Genomic DNA, 15,360 nt, shown 5'->3' with positions numbered 1-15,360 from the left:
TACTCCTGCGTCCTGTTGATATTGATTAAGCAATAGAAATGGCACCTTATTCAATAACCCATCAACAAAAAGCCGCCTTCACTTTTGATTCGATAAAATAAGGCGCTAGAATAGAGTGATTCATTAATCTTCATAAGAAAAAGCTATGGAAAATTATCAGATCGACAATCTCGACCGCGGCATTCTGGAGGCGTTAATGGCCAATGCCCGTACCGCCTACGCCGAACTGGCGAAGCAGTTTGGCGTCAGCCCGGGAACCATTCACGTTCGCGTAGAGAAGATGAAGCAGGCGGGGATCATTACCGGCGCGCGCATTGACGTCAGCCCGAAGCAGCTGGGTTACGACGTCTGCTGCTTCATCGGCATCATTCTTAAAAGCGCCAAAGACTACCCTTCCGCCCTGGCGAAACTGAACGCGCTGGATGAAGTCACCGAGGCGTACTACACCACCGGGCACTACAGCATCTTTATTAAGGTCATGTGCCGATCCATCGACGCCCTCCAGCAGGTACTTATCAACAAGATCCAAACAATCGATGAAATTCAGTCCACCGAGACACTGATCTCCCTGCAAAACCCGATCATGCGTACCATCCGCCCGTGATCGGGCAAATCCATTCCCACATTTTCCACAGGTAGATCCCAGCTCGTTCACAGCGTACAATGGCCGTCTCTTTATCTGAGCGAGCGATCAATGGCGGACATCACCCTTATCAGCGGCAGTACCCTTGGCGGTGCGGAATACGTAGCGGAACATCTGGCTGAAAAGCTGGAAGAGGCGGGCTTTTCTACGGAAACCCTGCACGGCCCGTTGCTGGAAGATCTCCCGACTGACGGGGTCTGGCTGCTGATCACCTCCACGCACGGCGCGGGCGATCTGCCGGACAACCTGCAACCTTTATATGACGAACTGCTGGAACAGCAGCCCGACCTGTCAAACGTCCGTTTTGGCGCAGTGGGGATCGGCAGTCGTGAATATGACACCTTTTGCGGGGCAATAGAGAAAGTCGAAGCCGCTGTGACCTCCTGCGGAGCAAAACAGCTGGGCGAAACACTCAAGATCAACATCCTCGATCATGACATTCCGGAGGATCCAGCCGAGATCTGGCTCGCGGAATGGAAAAATTTACTCAAAAACGATTAAAGATCGCGCGAACAGATGTGGATAACTCTGGTTAAAAGCTCGTATTAACCCGTAGTTATCCAAAGAACAACCGTAGCGCCGTTTTTGGCCTGTGTATAAAGTCGCGATCTGATCCCAGCTTATACGGTCCAGGATCACCGATCATTCACAGCAAACGATCCTTTCTAACTGCATGATCTTCTTTATGAGATCGGACTTATCCACACGGGTTCGCGATCCTAATAAGAGATCACAATAGAACAGATCTCTAAATAAAAAGATCTTCTTTTTAATAGCCCAGGATCCCAATGCTTTCTCGAAAGACTAAAGTTGAGTAGAATCCACGGCCCGGGCTTCAATCCATTTTCTTACCGCTTTACGCGAGGCAGACCACCATGTTTTATCAGGATCCTTTTGACGTCATCATCATTGGCGGGGGTCACGCAGGCACTGAGGCCGCAATGGCCGCAGCGCGAATGGGTCAGCAGACCCTGCTTTTGACACACAATATCGACACGCTGGGACAAATGTCCTGTAATCCGGCGATTGGCGGCATTGGGAAAGGACACCTGGTAAAAGAAGTGGATGCACTTGGCGGCCTGATGGCGAAGGCGATCGATCACGCAGGCATTCAGTTTAGGATACTAAACGCCAGTAAAGGCCCCGCTGTGCGTGCGACCCGTGCTCAGGCAGACCGCGTACTTTATCGCCAGGCGGTACGTACCGCGCTGGAGAATCAGCCGAACCTGATGATCTTCCAGCAGGCGGTTGAAGATCTTATCGTTGAGAACGATCGCGTCGTGGGCGCCGTGACCCAAATGGGCCTCAAATTCCGCGCCAAAGCCGTGGTGTTGACCGTGGGTACCTTCCTTGACGGTAAAATTCATATTGGTCTGGATAACTACAGCGGCGGCCGTGCTGGCGATCCGCCGTCTATCCCATTGTCTCGCCGTCTGCGCGAGCTGCCGCTGCGCGTCAGCCGCCTGAAAACCGGCACGCCGCCGCGTATTGATGCGCGCACCATTGATTTCAGCGTGCTGGCGCAACAGCACGGTGATAACCCAATGCCGGTCTTCTCGTTTATGGGCAATGCGGCACAGCATCCGCAGCAGGTGCCGTGCTACATCACGCACACCAACGAGAAAACCCATGATGTGATCCGCAATAACCTCGATCGCAGCCCGATGTACGCCGGCGTGATCGAAGGGATCGGTCCACGCTACTGCCCGTCGATCGAAGACAAAGTGATGCGCTTTGCCGATCGCAACCAGCACCAGATCTTCCTGGAGCCGGAAGGGTTGACCTCAAACGAAATTTACCCGAACGGCATCTCCACCAGCCTGCCGTTCGACGTACAGATGCAAATTGTTCGCTCAATGCAGGGTATGGAGAACGCAAAAATCGTTCGCCCTGGCTACGCTATTGAGTACGATTTCTTCGATCCGCGTGACCTGAAGCCGACCCTGGAGAGCAAATTCATCCACGGTCTGTTCTTCGCGGGTCAGATTAACGGCACCACCGGCTACGAAGAAGCGGCTGCACAGGGCCTGCTTGCCGGTCTGAACGCCGCGCGCTTCTCTGCTGAGAAAGAGGGCTGGGCTCCGGCGCGTTCTCAGGCTTATCTGGGCGTGCTGGTTGACGATCTCTGCACGCTGGGTACCAAAGAACCGTACCGTATGTTTACCTCTCGCGCGGAATATCGCCTGATGCTGCGTGAAGATAACGCCGACCTGCGTCTGACCGAAATGGGCCGCGAGCTGGGTCTGGTCGATGACGAGCGCTGGGCGCGCTTCAACGAGAAGCTGGAGCGCATTGAGCAGGAACGTCAGCGTCTGAAAACCACATGGGTGAATCCGCAGGCGGAAACCGCTGCTGAAGTGAACGCTCACTTAACCGCGCCGCTGTCACGCGAAGCCAGCGGTGAAGATCTGCTGCGCCGTCCAGAAGTCACCTACGAGAACCTGGTCAAACTGACCGCGTTCGCGCCGGGCCTGGAAGACGCTGAAGCGGCAGAGCAGGTCGAGATCCAAGTGAAGTACGAAGGTTACATCGCCCGTCAGCAGGATGAGATCGAAAAACAGCAGCGTAACGAAAACACGCTGCTGCCGGAAATGCTGGACTACCGCCAGGTGACGGGCCTTTCCAACGAAGTGATCGCCAAGCTGAACGACCACAAACCGGTGTCGATCGGTCAGGCATCCCGCATCTCGGGCGTGACCCCGGCGGCGATTTCGATCCTGCTGGTGTGGCTGAAAAAGCAGGGCATGTTGCGCCGTAGCGCGTAATTGACATTGCTTTTGGCGGGTGGCGCTTCGCTGACCCGCCCTACTTATTCGTAGGCCCGGTAAGCGGCAGCGCCACCGGGCAAAAAAACTCTCAACAGGTATTCACCGTGCTCAACAAACTCTCTCGTCTGCTGGATCAGGCAGGTATTTCGCTCACCGATCACCAGAAAAATCAGCTGGTGGCCTATGTCGATATGCTGAACAAATGGAACAAAGCGTACAACCTGACGTCTGTTCGCGACCCCAACGAGATGCTCGTTCGCCACATTCTCGACAGCATCGTGGTTGCTCCCTGGCTGAAAGGTGAACGCTTTATCGACGTGGGGACGGGCCCTGGTCTGCCGGGTATTCCGCTGTCGATTGTTCGCCCTGAGAGCCATTTCACGCTGCTGGACAGCCTTGGCAAACGCGTGCGCTTTTTACGCCAGGTACAGCATGAGCTGAAGCTTGAAAACATCACGCCCGTGCAGAGCAGGGTAGAGGAGTTCCCGGCAGAGCCGCCGTTTGACGGGGTTATCAGCCGCGCATTTGCGTCGCTCAACGATATGGTGAGCTGGTGCAAGCACTTACCTGCAGAGAATGGCCGCTTTTATGCACTGAAAGGGCAGTTGCCAGGCGATGAGATTGAACAGCTTCCGGACGGTTTTGCTGTCGAGTCTATTGAGAAATTACAGATTCCTCAGCTCGAAGGCGAACGACACCTGGTGATAATTAAGCCAAACAATTTTTAAAAAATTAATAAAAAATGTGGAATTCGTGCTGTTCTTATCATGTTAAAAAACAGCACAACTACCGGGGATTTACCGAGGAGCTTTTAACCTCTGCTTCACTAAGGTTTTTCTTCCGGTTAACGAAGCAATCGTTATTCACCGAGAAGATAGTCATCTTTGAAAATATAAGTCTGCTAAAAGTGGAAGGCAGTAACCAGAACGCAATGTTAATTATTTATTAAGAATGTCAATAAAAGGTTTTTATTGTGTACTGGGCTGTTTTGAAAATAGTTGCGACATTTTGCGTTTAATTTCATAAAGATAAATTTCTGCGATTTGCGCCTTTGATAAATACAACCTTATCGCAAATGTGTGTTTTGTGATCTCGTGCACGCTTTATCGACAACGTTTTCGCGCTGTTTGCAGTTTTGGTCGAAGGTTGACGCTTTCAGCGAAAGTTAAAAAATAGCGGTGGGGAAAAATATTTAAACATTTATTCACCTTTTCGCTACTTAATGTTTGAAATCACGGGTGCGCACCGTATAATTTGACCGCTTTTTGATGCTTGACTCTGAGCCTTAAAGGACGTTTTATACGACACGCGGCATACCTCGAAGGGAGCAGGAGTAAAAACGTGATGTCTGTGTCGCTCTTGAGTAGAAACGTTGCTCGTAAGCTTCTGTTCATTCAGTTTCTGGCTGTGATAGCAAGTGGACTGCTGTTTAGCCTCAAAGACCCCTTCTGGGGCATCTCCGCCGTGTGCGGGGGTTTGGCGGTTGTGCTGCCAAACGTGTTGTTTATGATTTTTGCCTGGCGTCATCAGGCGCATACACCTGCCAAAGGCCGCGTGGCCTGGTCCTTCGCCCTCGGCGAAGTGTGTAAGGTGTTGCTGACCTTTGCTCTACTGGTGATGGCGCTGGCGGTTTTGAAAGTGGTCTTCATGCCGCTGATAGCAACGTGGGTTTTGGTGCTGGTGGTACAAGTTCTGGCTCCAGCTGTAATCAATAACAAAGGGTAAAAGGCATCATGGCTTCAGAAAATATGACGCCGCAGGATTACATAGGTCACCATCTGAATAACCTTCAGCTGGACCTGCGTACATTCTCGCTGGTGGATCCACATAACCCCCCGGCCACCTTCTGGACGATCAACATCGACTCCATGTTCTTCTCGGTGGTTTTGGGTCTTCTGTTCCTGGCCATGTTCCGCGGTGTTGCTAAACGAGCGACCAGCGGTGTACCAGGGAAATTCCAGACCTTCATCGAAATGATCATCGGCTTCGTCCATGGCAGCGTCAAAGACATGTACCATGGCAAGAGCAAGCTGATTGCTCCGCTGGCGCTGACCGTGTTCGTTTGGGTCTTCCTGATGAACCTGATGGACCTGCTGCCAATCGATCTGCTGCCGTTTATTGGCGAGCACATCTTCGGCCTGCCAGCACTGCGCGTGGTTCCGTCTGCGGACGTGAACATCACCCTGTCGATGGCGCTGGGCGTGTTTATCCTGATTCTTTTCTACAGCATCAAAATGAAAGGCGTAAGCGGCTTTGTGAAAGAGCTTACCTTGCAGCCGTTCAACCACTGGGCGTTTATTCCGGTCAACCTGATCCTGGAAGGCGTTAGCCTGCTGTCCAAACCTGTTTCACTGGGTCTGCGACTGTTCGGCAACATGTATGCGGGTGAGCTGATTTTCATTCTGATCGCGGGTCTTCTGCCGTGGTGGTCACAGTGGGTTCTGAATGTGCCGTGGGCCATTTTCCACATCCTGATCATTACGCTGCAAGCCTTTATCTTCATGGTTCTGACGATCGTCTATCTGTCGATGGCGTCTGAAGAGCACTGATTTTTTACCAACACTACTACGTTTTAATTGAAACAAACTGGAGACTGTCATGGAAAACCTGAATATGGATCTGCTGTACATGGCTGCCGCTGTGATGATGGGTCTGGCGGCTATCGGTGCTGCGATCGGTATCGGCATCCTCGGGGGCAAATTCCTGGAAGGCGCTGCGCGTCAACCTGATCTGATTCCTCTGCTGCGTACTCAGTTCTTTATCGTTATGGGTCTGGTGGATGCTATCCCAATGATCGCTGTAGGTCTGGGTCTGTACGTGATGTTTGCTGTCGCGTAGTAGTAGTTTTAAAACCCTAAGCCACAGATATTAAAGAGGTATTGTGCTGTGAACATGAACGCAACAATCCTCGGCCAGGCCATCGCGTTTATTCTCTTTGTCTGGTTCTGCATGAAGTATGTATGGCCGCCTTTAATGGCAGCCATCGAAAAACGTCAGAAAGAAATTGCTGACGGTCTGGCTTCTGCAGAACGCGCTAAGAAAGATTTGGACCTTGCACAGGCCAACGCGACAGACCAGCTGAAAAAAGCGAAAGCGGAAGCTCAGGTTATCATCGAACAGGCTAACAAACGCCGTTCGCAGATCCTGGACGAAGCGAAAGCTGAAGCAGAACAGGAACGTACTAAGATCGTGTCACAGGCTCAGGCTGAAATTGAAGCTGAGCGTAAACGTGCTCGTGAAGAACTGCGTAAGCAGGTTGCGATTCTGGCTGTTGCTGGCGCCGAGAAGATCATCGAACGTTCCGTGGATGAAGCTGCTAACAGCGACATCGTGGACAAACTTGTCGCTGAACTGTAAGGAGGGAGGGGCTGATGTCTGAATTTGTTACGGTAGCTCGCCCCTACGCCAAAGCAGCTTTTGACTTTGCTATCGAACACCAAAATGTCGATCGCTGGCAGAATATGCTGGCGTTTGCCGCTGAGGTGACGAAAAACGAACAAATGGCCGAGTTGCTTTCCGGTGCGTTAGCACCTGAAACCCTCGCCGCGTCGTTTATCGCCGTGTGCGGAGAGCAACTGGATGCCAACGGCCAGAACCTGATTAAGGTGATGGCAGAAAATGGTCGTCTCCGTGTGCTCCCGGATGTTCTCGAGCAGTTTGAGCACTTACGTGCCCTTAGTGAAGCTACCGCTGAAGTCGAAGTGACTTCTGCGACTGAACTGAGTGACGAACAGCTTGCGAAAATTACCGCCGCGATGGAAAAACGTCTGTCACGCAAAGTTAAGCTGAATTGCAAAATCGATAAGTCTGTAATGGCAGGCGTAATCATCCGCTCGGGTGATATGGTCATTGATGGCAGCGTACGCGGTCGTCTTGAGCGCCTTGCAGACGTCTTGCAGTCTTAAGGGGACTGGAGCATGCAACTGAATTCCACCGAAATCAGCGAACTGATCAAGCAGCGCATTGCTCAGTTCAATGTTGTGAGTGAAGCTCACAACGAAGGTACTATTGTTTCTGTAAGTGACGGTGTTATCCGCATCCACGGCCTGGCCGATTGTATGCAGGGTGAGATGATTTCCCTGCCGGGTAACCGTTACGCTATCGCACTGAACCTGGAGCGCGACTCCGTTGGTGCAGTTGTGATGGGTCCATATGCTGACCTCGCCGAAGGCATGAAGGTTAAGTGTACTGGCCGTATTCTGGAAGTACCGGTTGGCCGTGGCCTGCTGGGTCGCGTTGTTAACACCCTGGGTGCGCCAATCGACGGTAAAGGTCCGGTTGAGCACGATGGCTTCTCCCCAATCGAAGTTATCGCACCAGGCGTTATCGACCGTCAGTCCGTAGATCAGCCTGTTCAGACAGGTTATAAGTCCGTTGACGCCATGATCCCAATCGGTCGTGGTCAGCGTGAACTGATCATCGGTGACCGTCAGACCGGTAAAACCGCGATGGCAATCGACGCCATCATCAACCAGCGTGACTCCGGCATCAAATGTGTGTACGTGGCTATCGGCCAGAAAGCGTCCACCATTTCTAACGTGGTTCGTAAACTGGAAGAGCACGGCGCGCTGTCTAACACCATTGTTGTTGTGGCGACCGCTTCTGAATCTGCTGCACTGCAATACCTGGCACCATACGCCGGTTGCGCAATGGGCGAATACTTCCGTGACCGCGGTGAAGATGCGCTGATCGTATACGATGACCTGTCTAAACAGGCTGTTGCTTATCGTCAGGTTTCCCTGCTGCTCCGTCGTCCACCTGGACGTGAAGCGTTCCCTGGCGACGTATTCTACCTCCACTCTCGTCTGCTGGAGCGTGCTTCCCGCGTTAACGCGGAATACGTCGAGAACTTCACCAAAGGTGAAGTGAAGGGTAAAACGGGCTCTCTGACCGCGCTGCCGATCATTGAAACCCAGGCGGGTGACGTTTCTGCGTTCGTTCCGACCAACGTAATCTCCATTACCGATGGTCAGATCTTCCTGGAAACCAACCTGTTTAACTCCGGTATTCGTCCGGCGGTTAACCCGGGTATCTCCGTATCCCGTGTGGGTGGTGCTGCTCAGACCAAGATCATCAAGAAACTGTCCGGTGGTATCCGTACCGCGCTGGCACAGTATCGCGAACTGGCTGCGTTCTCTCAGTTCGCATCCGATCTGGACGAAGCAACCCGTAAACAGCTGAGCCACGGTCAGAAAGTGACCGAGCTGCTGAAGCAGAAACAGTACGCACCAATGTCTGTTGCTCAGCAGGGCCTGGTACTGTTCGCGGCTGAACGCGGTTACCTCGAAGATGTGGAACTGGCGAAAATCGGTAGCTTCGAAGCCGCTCTGCTGGCTTACGTCGACCGTGATCACGCTCCGCTGATGCAAGAGATCAACCAGACCGGTGGCTATAACGACGAAATCGAAGGCAAGCTGAAAGCTATCCTCGATTCCTTCAAAGCAACCCAATCCTGGTAATCGTCCGGCGGCTTGTCTCAGGACAAGCCGCCTGGCATTGAGGAGAAGCTCATGGCCGGCGCAAAAGAGATACGTAGTAAGATCGCAAGCGTCCAGAACACGCAAAAGATCACTAAAGCGATGGAGATGGTCGCCGCTTCCAAAATGCGTAAATCGCAGGATCGCATGGCGGCCAGCCGTCCTTATGCAGAAACCATGCGCAAAGTGATTGGTCACCTTGCAAACGGTAATCTGGAATATAAGCACCCTTACCTGGAAGAACGCGACGTTAAGCGCGTGGGCTACCTGGTGGTGTCGACCGACCGTGGTCTGTGTGGCGGGTTGAACATTAACCTGTTCAAAAAACTGCTGGCGGATATGAAAGCATGGTCTGAAAAAGGCGTTCAGTGCGATATCGCAATGATCGGCTCTAAAGGCGTCTCTTTCTTTAACTCCGTTGGTGGCAACATTGTCGCTCAGGTGACCGGTATGGGTGATAACCCGTCCCTGTCCGAACTGATCGGCCCGGTTAAAGTGATGTTGCAGGCCTATGATGAAGGCCGTCTGGACAGACTGTACGTTGTCAGCAACAAATTCATTAACACCATGTCTCAGGTTCCAACGCTCACTCAGATGCTGCCGTTACCGGCATCAGAAGATGACGAGCTGAAGCAAAAAGCCTGGGATTACCTGTATGAACCCGATCCGAAACCGCTGCTGGATACCCTGCTGCGTCGTTACGTTGAATCTCAGGTTTATCAGGGCGTTGTAGAAAACCTGGCCAGCGAGCAGGCCGCACGAATGGTGGCGATGAAAGCCGCGACCGATAATGGCGGCAGCCTGATTAAAGAGCTGCAGTTGGTTTACAACAAAGCTCGTCAGGCCAGCATTACTCAGGAACTCACCGAGATCGTCTCGGGGGCCGCCGCGGTTTAACCAGGTTTACGAATTACGTAGAGGATTCAAGATGGCTACTGGAAAGATTGTCCAGGTAATCGGCGCCGTGGTGGACGTCGAGTTCCCTCAGGACGCCGTACCACGCGTGTACGACGCGCTTGAGGTACAGAATGGTAACGAGAGCCTGGTGCTGGAAGTTCAGCAGCAGCTCGGCGGCGGTATCGTGCGTACCATCGCGATGGGTTCTTCCGACGGTCTGCGTCGTGGTCTGGAAGTCAAAGACCTTGAGCACCCGATCGAAGTCCCGGTAGGTAAAGCAACACTGGGTCGTATCATGAACGTATTGGGTCAGCCAATCGACATGAAAGGCGACATCGGTGAAGAAGAGCGTTGGGCTATCCACCGCGCGGCACCTTCCTACGAAGAGCTGTCCAGCTCTCAGGAACTGCTGGAAACCGGTATCAAAGTTATCGACCTGATGTGTCCGTTTGCGAAGGGCGGTAAAGTTGGTCTGTTCGGTGGTGCGGGTGTAGGTAAAACCGTAAACATGATGGAGCTGATCCGTAACATCGCGATCGAGCACTCCGGTTACTCCGTATTTGCGGGCGTAGGTGAACGTACTCGTGAGGGTAACGACTTCTACCACGAAATGACTGACTCCAACGTTCTGGACAAAGTATCCCTGGTTTACGGCCAGATGAACGAGCCACCTGGAAACCGTCTGCGCGTTGCGCTGACCGGCCTGACGATGGCTGAGAAGTTCCGTGACGAAGGCCGTGACGTTCTGCTGTTCGTTGATAACATCTATCGTTACACCCTGGCCGGTACTGAAGTATCTGCACTGCTGGGTCGTATGCCTTCAGCGGTAGGTTATCAACCAACGCTGGCGGAAGAGATGGGTGTTCTTCAGGAACGTATCACCTCTACCAAAACCGGTTCTATCACCTCCGTTCAGGCGGTATACGTACCTGCGGATGACTTGACTGACCCATCTCCAGCCACCACCTTTGCGCACTTAGATGCAACCGTGGTACTGAGCCGTCAGATCGCGTCTCTGGGTATCTACCCAGCCGTTGACCCGCTGGACTCCACCAGCCGTCAGCTGGATCCACTGGTTGTTGGTCAGGAACACTACGACACCGCGCGTGGCGTACAGTCCCTGCTGCAGCGTTACCAGGAACTGAAAGACATCATCGCCATCCTGGGTATGGATGAACTGTCTGAAGAAGACAAACTGGTGGTAGCACGTGCGCGTAAGATCCAGCGCTTCCTGTCCCAGCCGTTCTTCGTTGCGGAAGTATTCACCGGTTCTCCGGGTAAATACGTTTCCCTGAAAGACACCATCCGTGGCTTTAAAGGCATCATGGAAGGCGAATACGATCACCTGCCAGAGCAGGCGTTCTACATGGTTGGTTCCATCGAAGAAGCTGTGGAAAAAGCCAAAAAACTTTAACGCCTTAATCGGAGGGTGATATGGCAATGACTTACCACCTGGACGTCGTCAGCGCAGAGCAACAAATGTTCTCTGGTCTGGTCGAGAAAATCCAGGTAACGGGTAGTGAAGGTGAGCTGGGTATCTTCCCGGGTCACGCACCGCTGCTCACCGCCATTAAGCCTGGTATGATCCGCATCGTTAAACAGTTCGGTCACGAAGAGTTTATCTATCTGTCCGGCGGCATTCTTGAAGTGCAGCCTGGCAGTGTGACCGTTCTGGCCGATACCGCTATTCGTGGCCAGGATCTCGACGAAGCGCGAGCCCTGGAGTCGAAGCGTAAGGCTGAAGAGCACATTAGCAGCTCTCATGGCGACGTGGATTACGCTCAGGCGTCTGCGGAGCTGGCCAAAGCGATCGCGAAACTGCGCGTTATCGAGTTGACCAAAAAAGCGATGTAACACCGGCTTGAAAAGCACAAAAGCCAGTCTGGATACCAGGCTGGCTTTTTTTTTCGGCCTTAATTCATGATGAAAAAGATGTAGAATTTTAAGCATCAAACGTTTTTACTTCTCACTCAAACTACCGTCAGGATGCGTATGTCAAACAGTGCGATGAGCGTGGTGATCCTTGCCGCAGGCAAAGGGACCCGCATGTATTCCGACCTGCCTAAAGTGCTTCACACGCTTGCAGGAAAGCCAATGGTGCAGCACGTCATTGATGCAGCGAATGAATTGGGCGCCAGTCAGGTCCACCTGGTCTACGGCCACGGCGGCGATCTGCTTAAAAAGACGCTGAGCGACGACAAGCTCAACTGGGTGCTTCAGGCTGAACAGTTGGGTACAGGCCATGCCATGCAGCAGGCAGCGCCCTTCTTTGCGGATGACGAAGACATTTTGATGCTCTACGGCGATGTCCCGCTGATCTCCGTTGAAACGCTGACTCGCCTGCGTGAAGCCAAACCGCAGGGCGGCATCGGTTTATTAACCGTCGTGCTGGACGATCCAACCGGTTATGGCCGTATCACCCGTGAAAACGGCAACGTTACGGGTATTGTTGAGCATAAAGATGCCAGCGAGGCGCAGCGTCAGATTCAGGAGATCAACACCGGTATCCTGATTGCCAATGGCGCGGATATGAAGCGCTGGCTGTCGAAGCTCGACAACAATAACGCGCAGGGTGAATACTACATCACCGACATCATTGCGATGGCATACCAGGAAGGGCGCGAGATTGCGGCGGTCCATCCGGCGCGCATCAGCGAAACCGAAGGGGTGAACAACCGCCTTCAACTCTCCCGTCTTGAGCGCGTTTATCAGTCCGAACAGGCCGAGAAACTCCTTCTGGCTGGCGTGATGCTGCGCGATCCGGCGCGTTTCGATCTGCGTGGCACGTTATCTCACGGGCGCGACGTTGAAATCGATACTAACGTCATCCTCGAGGGTAACGTTACGCTGGGCAACCGCGTCAAAATTGGCGCTGGCTGCGTGATCAAAAACAGCGTCATTGGTGACGACTGTGAAATCAGCCCGTACAGCGTGGTGGAAAATGCCCGTCTGGATGTGGCCTGTACCATCGGCCCGTTTGCGCGTTTGCGCCCGGGCGCTGAGCTGCTGGAAGGCGCTCACGTGGGCAACTTCGTTGAGATGAAAAAAGCGCGTCTGGGTAAAGGCTCTAAAGCCGGTCATTTAACCTATCTGGGCGACGCGGAAATTGGTGACAACGTCAACATTGGCGCAGGCACAATCACCTGTAACTATGACGGCGCCAATAAGTTTAAAACCATCATCGGTGATGATGTGTTTGTCGGTTCCGACACCCAGCTGGTGGCGCCTGTTACCGTGGGTAACGGCGTAACGATTGCCGCCGGGACAACCGTTACGCGCGATATCGCCGATAACGAACTGGTATTAAGCCGTGTGCCGCAGGTGCACAAGCAGGGCTGGAAACGTCCTGTGAAGAAGAAGTAACAACAAGGCGGGTGGCGCTACGCTTACCCGCCCTACGATTGAGTAAGCCTGATAAGGCGTAGCCGTCATCAGGCAAACCCGGGTGAGGAGATAAATATATATCTCCCCCCACAAGCAGTACCCATAAAAATAACCCCACTCTCTACAAGGCTCGGGGCGCCCGGAAAGGGCAAATACAGGTCAGCGACAACGCAGGCATTATGCCTAAATTCGGAATCTAAAATTATGTGTGGAATTGTTGGCGCAGTTGCGCAGCGTGATATTGCTGAAATCCTTCTCGAAGGTTTACGTCGTCTGGAATACCGTGGTTACGACTCTGCCGGTCTGGCTGTTGTCGATGCAGAAGGTCATATGACCCGTCTGCGCCGTCTCGGTAAAGTGCAGATGCTGGCCCAGGCCGCGGAAGAACATCCGCTGCACGGGGGAACCGGTATTGCGCACACCCGCTGGGCGACGCACGGTGAACCGTCTGAAGGCAACGCGCACCCGCATGTGTCTGAACACATCGTGGTCGTGCACAATGGCATTATCGAAAACCACGAACCGCTGCGTGAAGCACTGAAAGCGCGCGGCTACACCTTCGTCTCTGAAACTGACACCGAAGTGATTGCTCACCTGGTGCACTGGGAACTTGAGCAGGGCGGTACGCTGCGTGATGCGGTGCTGCGTGCTATTCCTCAGCTGCGCGGTGCGTACGGTACGGTGATCATGGATTCCCGCGACCCGTCCACGCTGCTGGCCGCGCGTTCCGGTAGCCCGATGGTTATCGGTCTGGGCATGGGTGAAAACTTTATCGCTTCCGATCAGCTGGCACTTCTGCCGGTCACCCGTCGCTTTATCTTCCTCGAAGAGGGGGATATCGCCGAAGTGACTCGCCGTAGCGTGACCGTGTTCGATACCAAAGGCGAGCAGGTGAAACGTCAGGAGATCGAATCGAATCTGCAGTACGACGCGGGCGACAAAGGCGCTTACCGTCACTACATGCAGAAAGAGATCTACGAGCAGCCAAACGCCATCAAAAACACCCTGACCGGGCGCATCAGCCATGGTGAAGTGGATCTGAGCGAGCTGGGCGCAAACGCGAACGAACTGCTCAGCAAGGTTGAGCATATTCAGATCGTAGCCTGCGGTACCTCCTACAACTCCGGTATGGTCTCTCGCTACTGGTTTGAATCTCTGGCGGGCGTGCCGTGCGACGTGGAAATTGCGTCTGAGTTCCGCTATCGCAAATCTGCCGTACGTCGTAACAGCCTGATGATCACCCTTTCCCAGTCAGGTGAAACGGCAGATACCCTGGCGGCGCTGCGTCTCTCTAAAGAGCTGGGTTATCTGGGTTCTCTGGCCATCTGTAACGTCCCGGGCTCATCGCTGGTGCGTGAATCCGATCTGGCGCTGATGACCAAAGCGGGTACCGAAATCGGCGTGGCCTCCACCAAGGCGTTTACCACTCAGCTGACGGTTCTGCTGATGCTGGTGGCGAAACTGGCGCGTCTGAAAGGTGAAGATGCCTCTGTTGAGCATGACATCGTTCACGGTCTGCAGGCGCTGCCGAGCCGTATTGAGCAGATGCTGTCTCAGGACAAACGCATTGAAGCTCTGGCGGAAGATTTCTCTGACAAACATCACGCCCTGTTCCTGGGCCGTGGCGATCAGTATCCGATTGCGCTGGAAGGCGCGCTGAAGCTGAAAGAGATCTCTTACATTCACGCTGAAGCCTATGCGGCAGGCGAGCTGAAACACGGTCCGTTGGCGCTGATTGACGCGGATATGCCGGTTATCGTCGTGGCACCGAACAACGAACTGCTGGAAAAACTGAAGTCCAACATCGAAGAAGTCCGCGCCCGTGGCGGCGTGCTGTACGTCTTTGCTGATAAAGATGCCGGTTTCGCCAGCAGCGACAACATGCACATCATCGAGATGCCGCATGTGGAAGAGGTGATTGCGCCGATCTTCTACACCGTTCCGCTGCAGCTGCTGGCCTATCACGTGGCGCTGATCAAAGGCACCGACGTTGACCAGCCGCGTAACCTGGCGAAGTCCGTTACCGTAGAATAATCTCCAGCCTACCCGAGGCTGCCAGTATTCTGGCAGCCTCATAGTCCTCCCCTCAGCAATTACTTCTTTTTATCGCAGCCTGTTTCTTTTTTCATGTTTCCTTACATTATTGCGTCATCTGATTGTCTCGCCGATTTCTGCTTAAAAAATAATCTTA

The 15,360-nt window shown here is 53.4% G+C and carries 15 protein-coding genes; all 15 read left to right on the top strand.

The features are described 5' to 3' along the window. Nucleotides 1-145: 145 nt before the first annotated feature. The 15 genes from asnC to glmS all read left to right on the top strand — a co-directional run bounded on the left by asnC (nt 146) and on the right by glmS (nt 15,203). Nucleotides 146-604 carry a transcriptional regulator AsnC gene (gene asnC, locus ACOTXF_RS15365; protein ID WP_008500198.1) on the top strand — a complete coding sequence of 153 codons (459 nt, stop codon included), beginning with the start codon at nt 146-148 and terminating at the stop codon, nt 602-604. 90 nt (nt 605-694) lie between these two features. Beyond that, nucleotides 695-1,144, top strand: coding sequence for an FMN-binding protein MioC (mioC, locus tag ACOTXF_RS15360; RefSeq protein WP_008500197.1), 450 nt, complete (start codon nt 695-697; stop codon nt 1,142-1,144). Nucleotides 1,145-1,518: 374 nt separating this feature from the next. Then, entirely contained in the window at nt 1,519-3,408 is a 1,890-nt protein-coding gene (gene mnmG / locus ACOTXF_RS15355; protein WP_008500196.1) for a tRNA uridine-5-carboxymethylaminomethyl(34) synthesis enzyme MnmG, read from the top strand. A gap of 107 nt (nt 3,409-3,515) precedes the next feature. Continuing rightward, nucleotides 3,516-4,139, top strand: a complete 624-nt coding sequence (gene rsmG, locus ACOTXF_RS15350; protein WP_008500195.1) for a 16S rRNA (guanine(527)-N(7))-methyltransferase RsmG — start codon at nt 3,516-3,518, stop codon at nt 4,137-4,139. A 616-nt stretch (nt 4,140-4,755) separates the two neighbouring features. After that, complete coding sequence (gene atpI, locus ACOTXF_RS15345) at nt 4,756-5,136, top strand: F0F1 ATP synthase subunit I (RefSeq protein WP_008500194.1); 381 nt, start codon at nt 4,756-4,758, stop codon at nt 5,134-5,136. Between the two features lie 8 nt (nt 5,137-5,144). Then, nucleotides 5,145-5,960: a F0F1 ATP synthase subunit A gene (gene atpB, locus ACOTXF_RS15340; RefSeq protein ID WP_008500193.1), complete on the top strand. Its 816-nt coding sequence runs from the start codon at nt 5,145-5,147 to the stop codon at nt 5,958-5,960. 49 nt (nt 5,961-6,009) lie between these two features. After that, the gene (atpE, locus tag ACOTXF_RS15335; protein ID WP_000429386.1) at nt 6,010-6,249 is read left to right on the top strand and encodes a F0F1 ATP synthase subunit C; all 240 of its coding nucleotides are present in this window, start codon (nt 6,010-6,012) and stop codon (nt 6,247-6,249) included. Between the two features lie 48 nt (nt 6,250-6,297). Beyond that, nucleotides 6,298-6,768, top strand: coding sequence for a F0F1 ATP synthase subunit B (gene atpF / locus ACOTXF_RS15330; RefSeq protein ID WP_048962853.1), 471 nt, complete (start codon nt 6,298-6,300; stop codon nt 6,766-6,768). A 14-nt stretch (nt 6,769-6,782) separates the two neighbouring features. Next, the gene (gene atpH, locus ACOTXF_RS15325; RefSeq protein ID WP_008500192.1) at nt 6,783-7,316 is read left to right on the top strand and encodes a F0F1 ATP synthase subunit delta; all 534 of its coding nucleotides are present in this window, start codon (nt 6,783-6,785) and stop codon (nt 7,314-7,316) included. A 12-nt stretch (nt 7,317-7,328) separates the two neighbouring features. Next, entirely contained in the window at nt 7,329-8,870 is a 1,542-nt protein-coding gene (gene atpA / locus ACOTXF_RS15320) for a F0F1 ATP synthase subunit alpha (protein WP_003862367.1), read from the top strand. 51 nt (nt 8,871-8,921) lie between these two features. Continuing rightward, on the top strand, nt 8,922-9,785 hold the full coding sequence (atpG, locus tag ACOTXF_RS15315) for a F0F1 ATP synthase subunit gamma (RefSeq protein WP_008500191.1): 864 nt from the start codon (nt 8,922-8,924) through the stop codon (nt 9,783-9,785). 31 nt (nt 9,786-9,816) lie between these two features. Next, nucleotides 9,817-11,199, top strand: coding sequence for a F0F1 ATP synthase subunit beta (gene atpD, locus ACOTXF_RS15310; RefSeq protein WP_003862362.1), 1,383 nt, complete (start codon nt 9,817-9,819; stop codon nt 11,197-11,199). A 20-nt stretch (nt 11,200-11,219) separates the two neighbouring features. After that, nucleotides 11,220-11,639 (top strand): F0F1 ATP synthase subunit epsilon, encoded by a 420-nt coding sequence (locus tag ACOTXF_RS15305; RefSeq protein ID WP_006177560.1) that lies wholly within the window; start codon nt 11,220-11,222, stop codon nt 11,637-11,639. Nucleotides 11,640-11,777: 138 nt separating this feature from the next. Continuing rightward, the gene (glmU, locus tag ACOTXF_RS15300) at nt 11,778-13,148 is read left to right on the top strand and encodes a bifunctional UDP-N-acetylglucosamine diphosphorylase/glucosamine-1-phosphate N-acetyltransferase GlmU (RefSeq protein ID WP_047745074.1); all 1,371 of its coding nucleotides are present in this window, start codon (nt 11,778-11,780) and stop codon (nt 13,146-13,148) included. 225 nt (nt 13,149-13,373) lie between these two features. Then, nucleotides 13,374-15,203, top strand: a complete 1,830-nt coding sequence (gene glmS, locus ACOTXF_RS15295) for a glutamine--fructose-6-phosphate transaminase (isomerizing) (protein ID WP_008500188.1) — start codon at nt 13,374-13,376, stop codon at nt 15,201-15,203. Nucleotides 15,204-15,360 lie beyond the last annotated feature (157 nt).

Source organism: Enterobacter cloacae complex sp. IR53041 (assembly GCF_049238285.1).
Lineage (GTDB): Bacteria > Pseudomonadota > Gammaproteobacteria > Enterobacterales > Enterobacteriaceae > Enterobacter > Enterobacter roggenkampii.
This window is presented reverse-complemented; position numbering and strand designations above follow the sequence as displayed.